The sequence below is a fragment of the Actinoplanes sp. NPDC051411 genome, assembly GCF_040682075.1.
Lineage (GTDB): Bacteria > Actinomycetota > Actinomycetes > Mycobacteriales > Micromonosporaceae > Actinoplanes.
Genome location: NZ_JBFBAD010000055.1, coordinates 39,424 through 57,175, shown reverse-complemented (window position 1 = coordinate 57,175; position 17,752 = coordinate 39,424). Strand labels below are relative to the sequence as shown.

The following is a 17,752-nucleotide window of genomic DNA, read 5'->3' as shown; positions in this document are numbered from 1 at the left end:
ATCAGTCCTCCGAGGTCTTGAGGCGCTGGCTGATCACCTGGGTGACGCCGGAGCGCATGGTCACGCCGTAGAGGGCGTCGGCGACCTCCATCGTGCGCTTCTGGTGCGTGATGATGAGCAGCTGGCTCTTCTCCCGCAACTGTTCGAAGAGGGTAATCAACCGGCCCAGGTTGACGTCGTCGAGGGCCGCCTCGACCTCGTCCATGATGTAGAAGGGCGAGGGGCGGGCCCGGAAGATCGCGCAGAGCATGGCCACCGCGGTCAGCGAGCGCTCGCCGCCGGAGAGCAGCGACAGCCGCTTGATCTTCTTGCCCGGCGGCCGGGCCTCGACCTCGACGCCGGTGGTCAGCATGTCTTCCGGGTCGGTCAGCACGAGCCGGCCCTCGCCGCCCGGGAACAGCACCTGGAAGACGGCCTGGAACTCGCGGGCCGTGTCCTCGAAGGCCGACGTGAAGACCTCGAGGATGCGGTCGTCGACGTCCTTGACCACGGTCAGCAGGTCTTTCCGGGTCGCCTTGAGGTCTTCCAGCTGGTCGGAGAGGAACTTGAAGCGCTCCTCGAGCGCCGCGAACTCCTCCAGGGCCAGCGGGTTGACCTTGCCCAGCAGCTGCAGGTCGCGCTCGGCCCGGTTGGCCCGCTTTTCCTGGGTCGGCCGGTGGAACGGCGCCGGGTCGGGGACCGGCTTGCCGTCCTTCTCGGCCTGGGCCGTCTCGGCCGCGCTCGGCGGCACCAGCTGCTCGGGCCCGTACTCGCCGATCAGCGTGTCGACGTCGAGCGAGAAGTCCTCGGCCGCCTTGGCCTCCAGCTGCTCGATGCGCATGCGCTGCTCGGCCCGGGCCACCTCGTCGCGGTGCACCTCGTTGGTCAGGCGCTCGAACTCCGACGACAGCCGCTTGGCGTTCGCCCGGACCTCCTGCAGCTCGGCTTCCCGCGCCGTACGCGCCTGGGCCAGCTCGTCGCGAGCCTCCACCGCCGCGGTCAGCGAGACCGCGACGCGGCCGAGCGCCCCGCGGGCACCCAGCGCGACCGCGCGGGCGATCTCGGCTCCCCGGGCGCGGGCGGCCCGGCGGGCGGCGGCCCGTTCCCGGGCCTGACGCTCGGCGTTGGCCTGCCGGAGCAGCGAGTCGGCGCGCCCGGCGATCGAGGCGACGCGCTCCTCGGCCGTCCGCACGGCGAGCCGGACCTCCATCTCGTTCTGCCGGGCCTGCGGCACGAGGGCGGCGAGCGTGTCGCGCTCCTCGGTGGAGGGTTCCTCGTCGAGCGGGGTGTCCTCGGCCAGCTGCAGCCGTTCCTCGAGCTCGGCCACCCGCATCAGGTCGGTCTCGCGGGCCGACTCGGCCTTCTGCCGGGCCGCGCCGAGACGCTCGGTCTCGGCCTTGGCCGACCGGGCGGCCGCGCCGAGCTCGGCGAGCCGGCGGGCGGCCGCGTTGCGCTCGCCCTCGGCGGCCCGCTTGGCCTGGGCGGCGACGTTCACCGCCTCTTTCCGTACGCCCACTTCGGCCCGCGCCTCGGCCAGCCGGGCCTTGAGCTCGCCGATCGACTGTTCGGCCGCGGCCCGCTTGGCCTTGGCCTCGTCGACCGCCGCCTGCACCTCGATGTAGCTGGTGGCCTTGCCCGAACCACCGGCCGCCGCGTAGGCGCCGAGCACGTCACCGTCCGGTGTGACCGCGCGCAGCTCGCCGTTGTGCGCGACCAGCCGGGCCGCCGCCGCGAGGTCGGGCACCAGCACCACGTCGCGCAGCGCCCGGTTGAGCGCCGGACGGATGTTGTCGGGGCAGGAGACCACGTCGGGCGCCCAGACGGCGCCCTCGGGCAGGGCCGGGCGCAGTGCGTCCAGCGGCCCCTGCATGCCCGGCGCCGCCGAGCCGGCCACCACCAGGTCGGCCCGCCCGGCGTCGGCGATCTTGAGCGTGCGCATCGCCTCGATCGCCTCGTCGACCCCGGCGAGGGTGACGGCGTCGGCCAGCGTGCCCAGCGCGGCCGCCAGCGCGGCCTCATGACCGGCCTGGACGGTCAGCATCGAGGCGAGGCTGCCGAGCAGGCCCGGCACCTGACCGGCCCGGGCCAGCAGCGCGCCGGCGCCGTCCTTGCGGCGCAGGCCCATCGCGAGGGCTTCCTCGCGCGCCTTCCAGCTCGCCGCGTCCTTCTCGGCCGCCCGCTCGGCGTCCGACAGCTCGCGCACCACCGCGGCGGCCTTGTCGTGCTCGGCCTGCGCCTCGGCGTGCCGCGCGTCGAGCTCCACATTGTCGCGGTCGGCCTCGGTCGACTCGGCGGACACCGCGTCGACCTCGGCCTGTGCGGCCTCGGCCCGCATCATCGCGTCGGTGTGCGCGGCGGCCAGCCGCTCGATCTCCTCGGCGGCACCTTCGGTGCGCGCCCGGGCCGCGTTGACGTTGCCGGTCAGCTTGGCGAGGCCCTCACGCCGGTCGGCGATCGCTTTCGCGGCCGTACGCAGGGCGCCCTCCGCAGCCGCAAGCTGGCGTTCCAGTTCCTGGCGGCTCTCGACGGCCTCGGCCAGGCGCATCTGGTCCTCGGTCAGCGCCTCGCGGAGTTCCTCTTCCTGCTCGCGCACCCGTTCCGATTCGGCGACCAGTTGGTCGGGGTCGCGGCCCGAACGCTCCTCGTCGCCGGGGGCGGACAGGTGGCGCAGCCGCTCGGTGGCCAGCTGCTCGGTCGACCGGAAGCGTTCCTGCAGCGCGGCCAGCTTGTACCAGGTGTCCTGGGCCGCCTGGAGCAGCGGCGCGTCCTCCGCGTGGGCCGCCTCGAGGTCGGCCAGCCAGCGCTGGATCTCGCGGTTTTCGGCCTCGATCTGCTCGCGGCGGTCGCGCATCGCCGACTCGTCGGCGATCTCCTTGTCGAGTGTGGTGCGCAGCGTGTGCAGGTCGTCGGCGAGCAGCCGGAGCCGGGCGTCGCGCAGGTCGGCCTGGATGCCGGCCGCGCGCCGGGCCACCTCGGCCTGCTTGCCGAGCGGCTTGAGCTGGCGGCGGAGCTCGGCGGTCAGGTCGTTCAGCCGGTTGAGGTTGACCTGCATCGCGTCGAGCTTGCGGACCGCCTTTTCCTTGCGCTTGCGGTGCTTGAGGACACCGGCCGCCTCCTCCACGAAGGCGCGGCGGTCCTCCGGCTTGGCGTGCAGCATCGCGTCGAGCCGGCCCTGGCCGACGATGATGTGCATCTCGCGGCCGATGCCGGAGTCGCTCAGCAGCTCCTGGATGTCGAGCAGGCGGCAGGCGTTGCCGTTGATCTCGTATTCGCTCGCGCCGTCGCGGAACATGCGGCGGGTGATCGACACCTCGGTGTACTCGATCGGCAGCGCGCCGTCGTTGTTGTCGATCGTGAGAGTCACCTCGGCGCGGCCCAGCGGCGCCCGGCCGGCCGTGCCGGCGAAGATGACGTCCTCCATCTTGCCGCCGCGCAGCGCCTTGGCGCCCTGCTCGCCGAGGACCCAGGCGATGGCGTCGACGACGTTGGACTTGCCGGAGCCGTTGGGGCCCACCACACAGGTGATGCCCGGCTCCAGCCGCAGCGTCGTAGCGGAGGCGAAAGACTTGAAGCCTTTCACCGTCAGGCTCTTGAGGTGCACGGATCTCCGGGGGTCGGTGGTACGCGTACTTCGGTGCAGGCTACCCGCAGCCCTGGTCACCTGCCGTAAACGCCGCGCTCATGTGGCATGCCGCCACGGAAAAACCGGACAAAAAGATGCGCGCCGCCACGGTGTGGAGGCGCGCGGTTTCGCGGTGTTGCTGCGTTACGAGGGGAGGGACAGGATCGCCGGGTCTCGGCGATCGGAGGTGGTTCCCGACCAGATCAGGTCAGCGCCGGTTCGGTCAGCCGCAGAATGTCGTCCGCCTCGGCCGCAGCGGCCGCCAGACGATCATTCTCCGCCCGCAGGCGGGTGATCTCGAACTCCAGAGCCGACACCCTGGACCGCAGTCGGGTGACCTCGTCGAGCAGGCGCCGGTCGGGCGCCGCACCTACGTGGCCGTAGAGGGCCTTCGCCATGGTGACTCCTTGGAAGCAATGCTTCTTTGTGGTGCCGCGTCTTTTTGTCTGTGCGTCAACGCCGGAAAGCCGTCTGACGCGCGCCGAGCATGCACCCGAACATCTGGGCTCACGGGCACGCATGAGCACAGAATCATGCACCCTCATATGGTTCTTAAAGGTGCAGATCACTCACACCAAGCTGTAACCGGGCATGAGTGGGCGCGACTGGCGACAGCTCCATAGTCCGCCGATATCCACGCTCCGTCAAGCCGTGGGCACCGCCGTCCTGGCCGGGAAGCAAGTGAATCATGCCACGCAAGCGGGTTTTTACCAGGGCTTATTTCTGCCTTAGGAGGTTTGCCCCTTCGCCCACCGGCCGCTTACGGTGACCTCCGTCAATCTCCTCGGCCCTCGGCGGGCGGGGAGGCAGCGCCCGGACGGATCCGCGCGGATCGCCCGCACCGCAACCCCCTCGGTGCCCGCGACGACCGTCTGCTCCCGCGCCCCGGCACCGGCGCCGGCGCCGCCTCCCGCCCGCCGACCCCACTCCCGGGGCGCGTCGGCCCGCTCCGGAGAATGAGAAACCAAATCTTTCGGACATTCCGGACGACAAATCGGGCAAAGACCGCCAAATTCTGTCGTTTAGGCGACACGTTCCGCCGGTGTGGCCGCGCTGCGTCGTTGCAGCCTTCGTGAAATCGACCCCGTCGCGAGAGCGCATCTGCCTGCTCACCGGCGGCGGGTACCCGTACCGGCGAGATGCGCTCAGCGGATGGTGCCGGACCCTCGTCGAGGGGCTGCGCCGGTTCCGCTTCGAACTGCTCACCGTCACGGACCGCGAACCGCCGTCCGCACCCGCGTACCCGCTGCCGCTCAACGTCGGCTCCACCCGGGCCGTCGCCATCGGCCGGGAAGTGCGCCGCGCCGAACGCCGGCGCGGTACCGACGCCGACGCCGTCCAGCGCGCCGCCGGGCTGCTCTGCCGGGGCATGCTCGGTGAAGCTGAACACTCCGATCAATTGTTCGCCCAGGGGCTGCGGCAGATCGCCGAGCCGGCCGTCGAGCGACCGGCGGTCGTCGCCGGGCTGCCCCTCGCCGACGCGCTGCAGCAGGCGTGGCGGACCGGCAAGGCGGTCGTCGGGGCGGATCAGCTGCCGCTCCCCCGGCTGAGCACGCGGGATGCGCGTACGGCGGCGACGCTGCTCAAGCACGCGCTCGGCGCCCTCGCCGTGGAGGTGCCGGAGAGCGACCTGGTGCACTGCGTGGGCGGGACGACGCCGCTGCTCAGCGCGCTCGGCGGACGCTGGCGCTCGGGCACGCCGCTGCTGCTCACCGAGGCTCGGGCACCGGTCGCCCGGCAGAGGCCGGCCGAGGAACGGCTCTCCCCGGCGGTGCGTACCGTGCTGCGCCGGTTCCGGGCCGCGGTCGCCCGCACCGGGTACGCCGAAGCGGGCCTGATCGCCCCCCTGAGCGCCTACCACCACGGCTGGGCCCTCGAGCACGGCGCCCAGGCCGACCGGCTGGTCCAGGTGCCGGCCGGGGTGGACCCGTCGGAATATCCGGGCGCCGCCGAGCCGGAGACCGAGCCGGCGGTGGTCTGGGCCGGCAGCGGCGGCCCGGACAGCGGCCTCACCCCGCTGCTGGCCGCCTTCGAGCAGGTCGCGTCCGCGCTCCCGGGGACGGTGCTGCACCTGGTCGGGGTGACGGCGGCGCACGAGGACCACTGCGCCGAACAGATCGAGCGCACCGGACTGGGCCGGGCGGTCCGGCTGCACCCGCTGCCGGCCGACCCGCGCGACCGCTACACCCTCGGGCACGTCGTCGCGCACGTGCCCGGGCCGGGTGATCCGCCGTACCGGCTGATCGAGGCCATGATGTCGGGCCGGGCGATCGTCGGGGTCGACGTGGGGCCGGCCGCCGAGACGCTCGGCGACGCCGGGGTACTCGTGCAGCCGGGCGACCCGGCCGAGCTCGCGATCGCGATCGTCGACCTGCTGCGGTCTGCGAACCGGCGCCGCGCGCTCGGCGACGCGGCCCGGCGGCGCGCGCTCACCCACTTCACCAACGACCGGGTGGTACGCGTCTACGGCGCGCTCTATGCCGACCTGGCCTCGCCGCCGCTGCCGCCGGTCTTCGAGCTGGCGCTCGCCGTGCCCGCCCCCCGAGCCGTACCGCCGACGACCATGCGCTGGCTGGCCCGGGCCGAAGAGGCGACCACGCCGGCCATGGCCGGCGGCCCCGTCGAAGGAGACCCCGCATGACGATCACGCCGTCGCGGCCACGCCGGCCGAACACCGCGATCCGGTCGCGGCGCCGCCCGGCCGCCGAGCCCCGGCACTCGCTCTCCGACCCGCCGATTCCGGTCGCCCCGCCCGAGCCGGTCCCGCCGGCCGCGCACCCGCCGGCCGCGCCGTCCGAGACCGACCGCCTGGAGGACCCGACCACCCTCCGGTTCCGGCACGCCGCGCCCGTCCGGGGCAGCCGCCGGGCCCCGGTACGCCGCTACTACCTCGGCGCCGCCCTCCTGCGCTGCGGCCTCTACCTCGGGCCACTCAGCGTCGCCGTGGCCGGCGCCGGGCCGCTGAGCCAGGTCGCCTGGCCGGTCCCGCTACTCACGCTGCTGCTCGGCTGGACCGCGGCGCAGGCCCTGACCAGCGCCGGTGTCGCGGTCGCCCGGCGAGGCGGCCCGGCCGCGGCGGCCCGGCTGATCGGCGGCGGGTTCGCGGCGGTGGCCGGTCTCTGGTCGGCGCTCGTCTGGGTCGCCCCCACGGCCCTGCTCGGCCCGCACCGGGTGCTCGCGCTGGTGATCGGGCTCGGCGGACTGACCTCGCTGGCCACCGTCACGGCCGCGGTGGTCACCCGGGCCGCGGCGGCGATCGTACGGTGGAGCCTGCCCTGCTGGCTGCTGGCCGGCATCGCCCTGGCCGGGACGGCCGGGTTCGCCCTGCCGATCCCGGTGCCGATCGACACCCTGCTGCCGGCCGCGATCGTGGTCGCCGCGATCCGGGCCTTCCGCCCGCTGTTCCTGCCCGGCAAGCCGGGTCGGCCGGCCCGGCCGACCGGCGCCGAGATCCGGCGAGGCGGCGGTTATCTGATCATCGGCGCGTCCCAGGCGATCTGCGTGGGGCTGCTCTGGCGGGCCGGTCCGTCCGGGTCGACCATGCCGTTCTGGCTGCCGCTGCTGCTCGCGGTGCCGATCCTGGAGGCGTTGATCGGCTGGCACAGCGACCAGGTCGAGGCGGCGCTGGACGCGACCGAGAGCGGCGCCGACTACGGCAAGCGGGTCCGCGGGGTCACGCTGATCACGCTGGCCGGGCTGCTGCCGCCGCTGGCGGTGGGCTGCGCGCTGGCGGTCGCCGCCTACCGGATGCCGATCGAGCTGGCCGAGCTGCAGGGCACCCGGGCCGGGGTGCTGGAACTGGCCGGCGGAACCCTGCTCGGCGGCGTCTTCGCGATCACGTTCCTGCTGGCCGCGCGCACCCGGAGCGGGGTGGCCGCGGCCGTGGCCGCCACGCCGCCGCTCGCCGTGGCCGCCCTGCCGCTGCTGCCGGTGCCGTCGGCCGGCGCCCTGCCCGACGCGGTCACCGTGCTCGCCGCGACCCACGCCGTCGGCCTCGTCGTCATCGCGCTCACCGCCACCCACCGCCAACGCTGAACGCGCCGCCGAGCTCACCGCCATCCGTCCTCAACGCTGAAGAGGAGAACATCGTGAAGACACTGTTCCCCCCGTACGCCCACCCGTCCCCCGAGCTGGAGCTGGACGCCGAGACCTGGATCGTGCGGGAGACACCCGGCGAGCGCCGCAGCCTGCACCAGTCGCTGGGCCGCGTCGACCTCGACTGGGGCAGCCGCTCGCTGGCCGACGTGCTGGCCGACGTCGAGGCCTGGCGCGAGGACGGCGCCGAAGGCCTGTTCCTCGACCGGGCGCCGGCCGGCTCGGGCGGGGTCGGGCCGGTCGCCCTCACCATCCGGCTCGCCGCCCGGCGAGGCCTGCACCGGGTCGTACTCAACCCGGGCGTGCCCACCCATCCGCTCTATCGCGACCTCGGGATGCGGATCTGCACCTTCGAGGGGCCGTGGTCGGCCTATCAGAGCTGGGCCGGGGACGGGGTGCGAGCGGGCGACGGGCACATCGTGCACGGCGTGCCGACCGCGTTACTGACCGCCGCCCGCCGGCTGATGGGACGCCGGGGCGCCGGGTTCGGGCTGGCCACCGACGCCAGCCCGCATCTCAGTGCCGCACACGCGGGCGGGGCTGGCAGCGGGGACAGCTGAACGAGGAGCGGTTCATGAACTGCTCCCGGCGCATGATCGTGCCGCAGCGACGGCACGGCTCACCCTCCCGGCCGTACGCGTTGAGCGAGCGCTCGAAGTAGCCGCTCTCGCCGTTCACGTTGACGTACAGCTCGTCGAAGCTGGTGCCACCGGCCACGATGGCCTCGCCCAGCACGTCGCGGACGTGACCGAGCAGGCGGCGTACGGCCGGCCTGATCATCTGGTCGGTCGGGCGCGCGCCGTGCAGCCGCGCCCGCCAGAGGGCCTCGTCGGCATAGATGTTGCCGACGCCGGAGATCAGCGTCTGGTCGAGCAGGGCCCGCTTGGCCTCGGTGTGCTTGGCCCGCCAGCGGTCGATGAACTGCTCGTCGTCGAAGAGTTCGTCCATCGGGTCGCGGGCGATGTGCGAGATCTCGTGCGGCAGCTCGGCGCCGTCCTCGCTGACCGACAGGCCGCCGAACGTGCGCTGGTCGACGAAGCGCAGCTCGGGCCCGCCGTCGGTGAACGTGAAGCGGACCCGCAGGTGCTTCTCGTCCTCGGCGCCGGCCGGCTGCATCAGCAGCTGGCCGCTCATGCCGAGGTGACCGATGATCGCGTCGCCGGAGTCGAGCGGGAGCCAGAGGTACTTGCCGCGCCGGGACGCGTCCAGAATGGTGCGCCCGGTCAGCATCGCGATGAAGTGGGCGTCGCCGGGCAGGTGCCGGCGGATCGACCGGGGGTGGTGCACCTCGACGGCCTTGATCGTGCGGCCGGCCACCCACTTGGACAGGCCCTGCCGTACGGTCTCGACCTCGGGCAATTCAGGCACTGCTACTCCTGTTCAGATCGTGTAGGGCCAGACAGCGACCAGGTAGGCGCCGTACCAGAGGCCGAACACCGCCCAGGCGGCGATCGACAGCACCGCGACCCGCGGGCGGGCGCGACCGGCGGCGATCGCGGCCGGCAGCAGCGTCAACAGTACGGGCACGAGCAGGCGCGGCTTCGAATGGTAGAAACCGGCCTGGCCGTAGACCAGCCCCATGGCGACGACCCCGTAAACCGCGAGCGGCAGCCAGGGCTTCCCGATCAGCGCGATCACCGCCGCCACCGCGGCCACGATCAGGATCAGGGCGACGCTGATCGGGACCCAGCCGTCGCCCAGGGTCAGCGTCGTGTTCAGGAAGTTGACCGTGCTGGTGCCGTAGTCGAACGAGGTGCCCCAGCCGGCGGCCTGAATGCGGAACCAGGCGGTCGGATCCCCGACCCGGTTGCCGACCCAGATCAGGAACGAGGGCACGCCGGCCAGCGCGACGGCGGCGGCCGCGATCGGCGGCCAGATGCTCGCGTCGCGCTCCCGGCGGATGCGGGCGACCTCCATCAGCGCGGCCACGGCCAGGGCGAGCGCGGCCGCGGCACCGGTCGGGCGGGTCAGCGCGGCGGCCAGCCCGAGCAGGCCGGCCGCCCACCACACCCGGCGGTGGGCGGCGACCAGCATCCCGGCCACGAAGGCCAGGAAAACCCCTTCCGAGTACGCCATCGAGAAGACGATCGACACCGGGGCGGTCATGCAGAGCGCGGCCAGGGCATAGCCCGTACGGCGGTTGTAGAGGCTCGTGCCGAGCAGGTAGAGCCCGATCGCGGCACCGGCCGAGGCCACCCAGCTCACGCCGATCGCCGCGGTCCGCGGGTCGAACCCGACGAACGCGAACAGCTTGATCAGCATGGGGTAGCCCGGGAAGAACGCCAGCTCGTTGCCCTGCAGCTGGCCCGCCATGTCCTCGGTGTAGCCGTGCGGGTAACCGGTGGTCGCGACCTTGAGGAACCAGCCGGCGTCCCACACCAGCAGCCGGCCGCGCAGCCCACCCGCGTGCGGCGTGGAGTGGTCGAGCCAGACCACCATCGCCAGCTGGGCGATTCGGGTCACCACGTAGACGCCGAACGCGATGCCGACCCCGCGCCAGGCCCCGGCCGTACGCCAAAGGCTGTCGCCGCCGGAAGCCGGCGCCGGGTCGCTGGTTTTCTGTTCCTCGGTCAGGCTCACTCCGCTTCGTCCGGCTTTTCGGCACCCAGCTTCTCGGCACCCAGCTTCTCGTCAGCCGGCTTCTCGTCAGCCGGCTTTGCGGCACCCGGCCTGTGGTCGGCCGGCTTGTTGCCGTTGGCCGAGGCCTGGCGCTCGCTCAACGTGCGCCACGCGGCCGCCGCCGCCCGCTGCTCGGCCTGCTTCTTGCTGCGGCCCTCGGAGCCGCCGTAGCGCTCGCCGGCCACCACGACCCAGGCGGTGAAGGTCTTGGCGTGATCGGGCCCGGAGTCCTCGATCACGTAGTCGGGGACGCCCAGCCCGAGCGCCGCCGTCAGCTCCTGCAGGCTGGTCTTCCAGTCGAGCGCAGCGCCCCGCCCGGCCGACTCGGCCATCAGCGGGTCGAACAGCCGGTGGACCACCTGCCCGGCGATATCCAGGCCGTGTTCCAAATAGATCGCGCCGAGCAGCGCCTCGAGCGTGTCGGCCAGGATGCTCGCCTTGTCGCGGCCGCCGGTCGTCTCCTCGCCCTTGCCGAGCAGCAGGTGCGGGCCCAGCCCGAGCGGGCCGAGGCCGCGCGCGACGTCGGCCAGCGCGTGCATGTTGACCACGCTCGCCCGGAGCTTGGCCAGTTGACCCTCGGGCAGGTCGGGGTGGTTGTGGAACAGCGCCGAGGTGATCACCACGCCGAGCACCGAGTCGCCCAGGAACTCCAGCCGTTCGTTGGTCGGCAGGCCACCGTTCTCGTAGGCGTAGGACCGGTGGGTGAGCGCGCGCTCGAGAAGGCCGGGCTCGAACGGCACCCCGAACGCCTCCTCCAGCGGAGCGGTCGGCGGCCGGCGGCGCTTGTCACTCATCATGGGACACCTCGTTGATCATCTCTTCGATCGCCGCCACGGCGGCTCGGCGGTGCAGGTCGGCGGCGAAGGCGATGCCCGCCGCCACATCGGCGCCTTCGGCGGCACCATGGCAGACGACGACGATGCCGTCGACGCCGAGAAGAATCGCGGCGCGCGGCGGCGCCAGCTCCGGCGATCCGGGCGCCCCGAACCGGGCGTACGCCGTCTCGAGGCCCTTGAGCAGCACGTTTCCGGTGAATCCATCCGTCACCACGACGTCGGCGGCCGCGCCCAGAACGACGTCGTTGCCCTCGACCAGGCCGGCGTAACGGGCGCCGCCCGGGAGGGCGAGACGGCTGAGGATGCGGGGCAGCTCGCGTCGCAGGCGATCGCCCTTGCCGCGCTCGGTGCCGATGGTGAGCAGGCCGACCCGGGGCTCGGCGACGCGGTGGACGACCGAGGCGTAAGCGGCGCCCAGACGGGCGTGGGTGGCCAGGGTCGGCGCGTCCGGGTCGACCGAGGAGCCGACGTCGAGCAGGACCAGGCGGCCGGCCTCGGTGGGCAGGACGGCGGCGAGCGGAGGACGGCGTACGCCCGGCCAGCGGCCCAGGCTGAGCGCGGCCGAGGTGACCGTGGCACCGGTGTTGCCGGCCGAGACGACGGCGTCGGCGGCGCCCTGGGCGACCGCCAGCACGGCTGTTCGCACGCCGGTTTCCGCGTCCGGTTCCTTGCTCAGCGCCAGCGTGGTGACGCGCGCGTGAGCGGCCGGGTCGAGGGCAGCGAGAAGCTCGCCGGCCGCATCTGTCGGGCCGACGAGAATGAGGTGTAGGGCCGGATCGGCCTGGCAGGCGCGCAGAGCGCCGTCAACCACGACGGCGGGAGCGTGGTCCCCGCCGAGGAGGTCGACGGCGATCCGCGCGGTGACCGGCTCCCGATCGGGAGCCGGCACACCGGTGGTTCGCCAATGCTCAGGTGCGACCCGCCCGAAGGCAGGGCGCGTCACTTAGGCGACGCTCAGACCTCAAGGACCTGACGGCCGTTGTAGGTGCCGCAGACCGAGCAGGCGGTGTGCGGCAGCTTCGGCGACTTGCACTGCGGGCAGGCCTGGGTCACGACCGCGGTCGCCTTCCAGTTCGCCCGGCGGGACCGGGTGTTGCTGCGCGACATCTTGCGCTTGGGGACGGCCACGGTACTTACTCCTCGTTGTTCGTGAGATTACGCAAAGCGGCCCAGCGGGGATCGACGTCCTCGTGGCTGTGATCGGCCGGAAGGTCGTCGAAATGCACCCCGCACTCGGGGCACAGGCCTGGGCAATCCGGCCGGCAGAGCGGGTTGGGCGGCAGCATGAGCACCACCGCGTCCCGGACCGCCGGCTCCAGGTCGAGCAGGTCGCCCTGCATCCGGCCCACCTCGTCCTCGTCGGTCGTCTCCTCGGTGGTGCTGTCCGCGTAGGCGAACAGCTCCGCGATCGAGACGTCGAAGGACTCGCTGATCTCGCCGAGGCAGCGCCCGCACTCACCGGTGAGTGAACCGCGGACGTGACCACTGACGTAGACCCCCTCGGAAACGGACGTGAGCACGAGGTCGAGATCGAGCTCCGACCCCTCGGGGACCCGGATCAGCTCCAGGCCGAGGTCCTTCGGTGCCGGGATCGACCGCGTGAGGGCACGCGTCGCACCAGGCTGCCGCGGGAGCTTCGTCGTGTCGACGACCAGCGGTTGCCTGGGATCCAGGTGACTCTGCGGTGATTTAGGCATCATGAACTCTCAGCCATAGGGAGGCCGACAGGAAAGGTTACCTGAGCTGCCGGGGTAGCGTCGAATCCGGGTCGTCAGAAGGGCAGCGGCCGCTCGTCCTCGCCCTGGAAGGTGCCGATCTCGCGCAGGGCGTGCATCTTGTCGCGGCCGCGCTCGATCGAGGCGAGGGCCCGGGTGAGGAACTGCTCGAAGTTGGCCAGGGCGGTGTCGACGTAGTCGTCGACCTCCTCACGCAGCCGCTGGGCCTCGGTGCGGGCCTCGGCGATGACGCGGGCGCCCTCGTGCTCGGCCGAGACGGTGATCTCGTTCACCGAGACCAGCCGGGAGTGTTCGGTCTCACCCTCGCTGATGATGCGGTCGGCCTCGCGACGGCCGGCCTCGATGATGCGGTCCCGCTCGTCGAGCACCGCGGCCGCCTTACGCAGCTCCGACGGAAGCTCCGAGCGCAGGACGTCGAGATGCTCGATCATGTCGGCCCGATCGAACATGAAGTTCGTCCGCGACATCGGGACGGAGCGCGCTTCCTGGACGAGTTCGATGATCTCGTCGATGCGGTCGAGCGGATCCACCGGTGCCACACTCCTGTCATTCCCTACCCACGCTGTGGTGCGATCACGTTACTGCCTCACAGCCATCCCGGCCGGGCTAGGTCCGGCGCGCCGGGGACCCTAGTTCTGGCGCAGGCGGGTGACCAGGCGCTCGCCGACGAAGTCGGGCACGTAGGACGACGCGTCGCCGCCCCACTTGACCACGTCTTTGACCAGGCTGGAGGAGAGGAACGAATAGAGCGGATTCGTCGGCATGAACAACGTCTCCACGCCGGACAACCCGATGTTCATCTGCGCCATCTGCAACTCGTAGTCGAAGTCGCTGACCGCGCGGAGTCCTTTGATCACCACCGCGGCGCCCTGGGCCCGGCAGAAGTCGACCAGCAGGCCGTGAAAGGCCGCCACCCGGACGTTCTCGTAACCGGCGGTCGCCTCGCTCAGCATCTCGAGACGTTCCTCGATGGTGAACAGACCGGATTTCGACTGGTTGATCAGCACTCCGATGATCACCTCATCGAAGAGCCGGCTGGCCCGCCCGACGATGTCGAGGTGGCCGTTGGTGACCGGATCGAAGGAGCCGGGACACACCGCTCGTCTCATGATCGGCGACCGTACCAAAGAGTAGTTTCGCCGTACCGGCGACTGCGGTCGGCAGTGATGCCGTCCACCCAGGTCAGCGCGCCGCCGCGGGTCGCCCGCTCGACGATCACGACGGCGTCGGGGGCGAGCCAGCCGTTGGCGAGCAGCATCTCCTGCGTCTCGGTCAGTTCCGAGTCGGTCACCGCGTAGGGCGGGTCGGCGAAGACGATGTCGTAGGGGCCGGCCTCCGGCGGGGCGGCCACGACCTGCGCGACCTTGCCGGTCACCAGGCGAGCGGCGGCGCCGGCCCGCAGGGCGACGATGTTGTCGCGGATCACCCGGGCGGCGCGGGCGTCGGACTCGACCAGCAGGGCGTACGCGGCGCCGCGCGAGATCGCCTCCAGGCCGACCGCCCCCGACCCGGCGAACAGGTCGGCGAATCGCGCACCGGACAGGTCGGTCATCGACTCCAGGGCACTGAAGAACGCCTCGCGGACACGATCCGAAGTGGGCCGGGTCGTGGCACCGGCCGGCGCGGCCAGACGCCGTCCACCGTGTGCACCGGCAATGATCCTGGTCAATGCGCCCCACCGTCGACGTCGTACCGCACGAGGCGACGTTACTTCACCATCCGGGCCGGCAACTATCGCCCGGGAAACACTCTTACCGGCTACGTACTGATTCATCCGATTGTGTGAGGTTCGTGAATGCCGTCCGCCACTTGCCGCACCGGTGAGATCGCTCTCCGTCGAATCAAGATCACGAGTTCGCATCAAGATCATTAGGCGAGCATGAGGAGTTCCCCAACCCGTCCGGAGTGGCTAGGGTCAGCCCCTGTTGCACGTGGTTACGGCCCCGTGTCGACGACGCGGGGAGGCGTCGTCGCAGGCCCCGGCAGGCAGTACGCCGGCGGCCTCCGCCTGCCTTCCTGATCCTCTGTCCCCCCTCCGCAGGAGAAGGCGTGAAATTCAAGTCCTCACTCCACCGCACGGCTACCGTCCTCGCCGGTGCGGTCATCGGTCTGACGGGAGTTGTGGCGATCGCCGGCCCCGCGAGCGCCCACAACGCCACCGTCAGCGGCGTCGCCAGCTGTCAGGACGGCAAGAGCATGGTCACCTGGGAGTTGCGCAACGACTGGCCGGGCGACGCCACGATCTCGGACCTCCACCTTCCCAAGGGCGAGGCGCCCAAGGCAGTGGAACCGAAGATCCAACCGCTCGCTGACGGCAGCGTCATCTCGAAGTCGGCGGGTTACGACCCCAGCCAGGCCACGGTGGTGCACTACACCCAGATCGTCGACCAGGCCGACAGCGTGACCCTCTCGTTCACGGCCACCTGGCCCGACGGGACCGTCGACAACAGCTCGAAGTCGGACGACAACACCGCCACGGTTCAGCTCAGGCACGGCTGCAAGCCGTCCGGGCCCAAGTGCGTCGACTCGAAGCACCTGGACCAGCTGGGGCAGAAGGGCCGCCTGACCCACACGTTCAAGGTGGACAAGGACACCGCCACCACGGTCGTCGACCTGCACGACGTCACACTCTGCGAGGGCGTGCAGATCCCGGTCACCTCGGTCTCGTACTACGCGCCGAAGCCCGAGTTCTCGGTGCCGCAGTACCTGTACGACCAGCCCCAGAGCGACACCCTGACGCAGGACCACCGCGAGATCTCGCTGACCGTCAAGATCCCGCCGTGCTACACGCAGGTCGACACGTTCTTCGGCACCACGCAGGACGTCATCCCGACCATCACCGACCACGGCGACCGCTACAACGACAAGAAGCTGGGCTCGACGACCGGCATCGGCAGCCGCTCGAAGGGCGACCAGGCCTGGTACAACGGCGGCGACAAGTCCTGCGTCACCCCGGCGAGCACCTCGGTCCCGAGCTGTGACGGCACCCAGGTGATCAACCTGTCGAACAGCGGCAAGTACGACGAGACCTTCACCGTGAAATACGGCGACCAGGTCAAGACCGTCACCGTGGCGGGCGGCAAGGGTGACTCGGTGAAGGTTCCGGCCGGTGCCGGCGACGTCACCGTCAGCGGCGAGGGCATGGACACCCAGACCTACACCTGGAAGGTGCCGGCGGACTGCGCGACGCCGACCGTCTCGATCGCCAACACCTGCAAGGACGTCACGATCACCGTGACCAACCCCGAGGGTGTCACCCCGGCCGTCGCCAAGGTCACCTACGGCAAGGAGTCGAAGGAGCTGACCGTCGCGGCCGGTTCCTCGGCGAAGGCCACCTTCGCGGCCGGCACCTCCAAGGTCGCCACCGTCGACGTCAACGGCCTCAAGCAGATCAAGGCGTCCCTCAAGGCGCTGGTCTGCACCGTGCCGGTCGGCAACAACAGCGGCGGCGGCAGCCTGCCGATCACCGGTAGCGCGGGCACCAGCATCGCCGCCGGTGCGGTCGTGCTGCTGATCGCCGGTGGCGCGTTCTTCTTCGTCGCCCGGCGTCGTAAGGTTCGCTTCACCGCCTGATAAGCACTGACAAGTAGAGGGCGCACCGGCTTTGGCCGGTGCGCCCTTTTCGTTGTGCCACAAGGGTTTTGGCCCCTTGATCCACACCTACCAGCGGTGATTGGCGAATCACGGATTTCGATCTGACCGGCACTCTCAGCGTCGATACGCTGACGTTTCGTGTATGGAAGATCACGGATCTGCAACGAGCTCCTTAAGCGGCCCTGAGGGACTTCCCAGAATTTTATTTCTCGCTAAGGTCAGGCGCTGTTGCACGTGGTTACGGCCCCGTGTCGACGACGTGGGGAGGCGTCGTCGCAGGCCCCGATGTGAGTGACAGTGGGCCTCTTTCTTCCTCGTTGATCTTTGTCCCCATCCGCAGGAGAAGGCGTGAAACTGTCAGTCAAGAAGCTCCGTCGCAGCGCTACCGTCATCGGCGGCACGTTCCTGGGCCTCGGCCTCGCCGCCGCCCTGGCGACGCCGGCCCTGGCCTGCAGGCCCATCATCGAGCACTCCAACGTCTGCGCCCACGCTGACGGCACCTGGGAGATCACCTACACGGTGACGGCCGAGGACGCCGGCGTCGGCGGCGAAATCTCCGAGGTCCTCAAGACCCCGAACGACAGCCCGCTGACGAACATCCAGAAGGACGCTTCCATCCCCGCCAACGGGAAACTGGTCGGCGTCCAGACGCTGAAGGCCACCGACGAGCAGGCCAGCATCGACGTCTCGGCGACGTTCCACCTCGCCCACCAGGACGTCTTCTCCCATGCGAAGAGCGGCTGGATTTACAAAACGTCCGAGCTGTGCAAGGGCGAGACGACGACGCCGCCGCCGACCAGCACCACGTCTCCGGCCCCGACGGCGACCACCACGCCGCCCGACGTGCCGCAGACCCAGCCGAACCTGGTCTACAACGAGACCTGCACCATCCTCACCGTGGGCGTCACGGTGCCGAAGGACTGGAAGCAGTCCGAGACCGGCGTCTTCAAGCCGAGCGTCGGCGACACCAAGACCGTTACCGCGAAGCCCGGTGAGACCAAGACCGTCGACTTCCCGGCGTCCAAGGGCCTGACCGTCACGGGTTCGCTGAAGAGCAGCCCGAAGGACACGGCCAAGATCACGTACGAGGCCCCGAAGGACTGCTCCAGCCCGGCCGCCACGCCCAGCACCTCCCAGGCCGCCCTGGCGATCACCGGTTCCTCCTCCACCCCGATCGCGGGCGGCGCTGTCGCGCTGGTCCTGCTCGGTGGCGGCGCCTTCTTCCTGGCCCGCCGGCGGAAGATGAAGTTCACCGCCTGATAAGCACCGCG

The 17,752-nt window shown here is 71.3% G+C and carries 16 protein-coding genes; 5 read left to right on the top strand and 11 right to left on the bottom strand.

Features of this window, described 5'->3' with window-relative positions:
- Position 1: 1 nt before the first annotated feature.
- On the bottom strand, positions 2–3,580 hold the full coding sequence (smc, locus tag AB0M88_RS28125) for a chromosome segregation protein SMC (protein ID WP_364107339.1): 3,579 nt from the start codon (positions 3,578–3,580) through the stop codon (positions 2–4).
- A gap of 224 nt (positions 3,581–3,804) precedes the next feature.
- Positions 3,805–3,999 (bottom strand): hypothetical protein, encoded by a 195-nt coding sequence (locus AB0M88_RS28120; protein WP_364107337.1) that lies wholly within the window; start codon positions 3,997–3,999, stop codon positions 3,805–3,807.
- 674 nt (positions 4,000–4,673) lie between these two features.
- Between AB0M88_RS28120 and AB0M88_RS28115 the strand changes: the two genes are divergently transcribed.
- Genes AB0M88_RS28115 through AB0M88_RS28105 form a run of 3 tightly spaced genes read left to right on the top strand, consistent with a single transcriptional unit; the run spans position 4,674 to position 8,256 of the window.
- A complete protein-coding gene (locus tag AB0M88_RS28115; protein WP_364107335.1) occupies positions 4,674–6,242 on the top strand; it encodes a DUF3492 domain-containing protein in 1,569 nt (522 codons plus the stop codon).
- Positions 6,239–7,636: a hypothetical protein gene (locus tag AB0M88_RS28110; RefSeq protein WP_364107333.1), complete on the top strand. Its 1,398-nt coding sequence runs from the start codon at positions 6,239–6,241 to the stop codon at positions 7,634–7,636. The genes AB0M88_RS28115 and AB0M88_RS28110 overlap by 4 nt, the downstream gene beginning before the upstream one ends.
- Positions 7,637–7,689: 53 nt before the next feature.
- Entirely contained in the window at positions 7,690–8,256 is a 567-nt protein-coding gene (locus AB0M88_RS28105) for a spherulation-specific family 4 protein (RefSeq protein ID WP_364107331.1), read from the top strand.
- Here the strand turns inward: AB0M88_RS28105 and mutM are convergent.
- From mutM to rsmD, 9 genes are all read right to left on the bottom strand, one after another.
- Positions 8,213–9,064 (bottom strand): bifunctional DNA-formamidopyrimidine glycosylase/DNA-(apurinic or apyrimidinic site) lyase, encoded by an 852-nt coding sequence (mutM, locus tag AB0M88_RS28100; protein ID WP_364107329.1) that lies wholly within the window; start codon positions 9,062–9,064, stop codon positions 8,213–8,215. The genes AB0M88_RS28105 and mutM overlap by 44 nt on opposite strands.
- A gap of 12 nt (positions 9,065–9,076) precedes the next feature.
- Positions 9,077–10,276, bottom strand: a complete 1,200-nt coding sequence (locus tag AB0M88_RS28095) for a hypothetical protein (RefSeq protein WP_364107327.1) — start codon at positions 10,274–10,276, stop codon at positions 9,077–9,079.
- Entirely contained in the window at positions 10,273–11,112 is an 840-nt protein-coding gene (gene rnc / locus AB0M88_RS28090) for a ribonuclease III (protein ID WP_364107325.1), read from the bottom strand. The genes AB0M88_RS28095 and rnc overlap by 4 nt, the downstream gene beginning before the upstream one ends.
- On the bottom strand, positions 11,102–12,040 hold the full coding sequence (locus AB0M88_RS28085; RefSeq protein WP_364107367.1) for a phosphate acyltransferase PlsX: 939 nt from the start codon (positions 12,038–12,040) through the stop codon (positions 11,102–11,104). Before AB0M88_RS28085 ends, rnc begins: the two co-directional genes overlap by 11 nt.
- Before the next feature lie 65 nt (positions 12,041–12,105).
- Positions 12,106–12,279, bottom strand: a complete 174-nt coding sequence (gene rpmF, locus AB0M88_RS28080; protein WP_364107323.1) for a 50S ribosomal protein L32 — start codon at positions 12,277–12,279, stop codon at positions 12,106–12,108.
- Between the two features lie 5 nt (positions 12,280–12,284).
- The gene (locus AB0M88_RS28075; protein ID WP_364107365.1) at positions 12,285–12,848 is read right to left on the bottom strand and encodes a DUF177 domain-containing protein; all 564 of its coding nucleotides are present in this window, start codon (positions 12,846–12,848) and stop codon (positions 12,285–12,287) included.
- A gap of 74 nt (positions 12,849–12,922) precedes the next feature.
- Positions 12,923–13,417: a hypothetical protein gene (locus AB0M88_RS28070; RefSeq protein ID WP_364107321.1), complete on the bottom strand. Its 495-nt coding sequence runs from the start codon at positions 13,415–13,417 to the stop codon at positions 12,923–12,925.
- Between the two features lie 99 nt (positions 13,418–13,516).
- Entirely contained in the window at positions 13,517–13,996 is a 480-nt protein-coding gene (coaD, locus tag AB0M88_RS28065) for a pantetheine-phosphate adenylyltransferase (RefSeq protein ID WP_364107319.1), read from the bottom strand.
- A complete protein-coding gene (gene rsmD / locus AB0M88_RS28060; RefSeq protein ID WP_364107317.1) occupies positions 13,993–14,556 on the bottom strand; it encodes a 16S rRNA (guanine(966)-N(2))-methyltransferase RsmD in 564 nt (187 codons plus the stop codon). The genes coaD and rsmD overlap by 4 nt, the downstream gene beginning before the upstream one ends.
- Positions 14,557–14,936: 380 nt before the next feature.
- Between rsmD and AB0M88_RS28055 the strand changes: the two genes are divergently transcribed.
- On the top strand, positions 14,937–16,460 hold the full coding sequence (locus tag AB0M88_RS28055) for an LPXTG cell wall anchor domain-containing protein (RefSeq protein WP_364107315.1): 1,524 nt from the start codon (positions 14,937–14,939) through the stop codon (positions 16,458–16,460).
- A 369-nt stretch (positions 16,461–16,829) separates the two neighbouring features.
- Positions 16,830–17,741: an LAETG motif-containing sortase-dependent surface protein gene (locus tag AB0M88_RS28050; protein ID WP_364107313.1), complete on the top strand. Its 912-nt coding sequence runs from the start codon at positions 16,830–16,832 to the stop codon at positions 17,739–17,741.
- Positions 17,742–17,752: the final 11 nt, after the last annotated feature.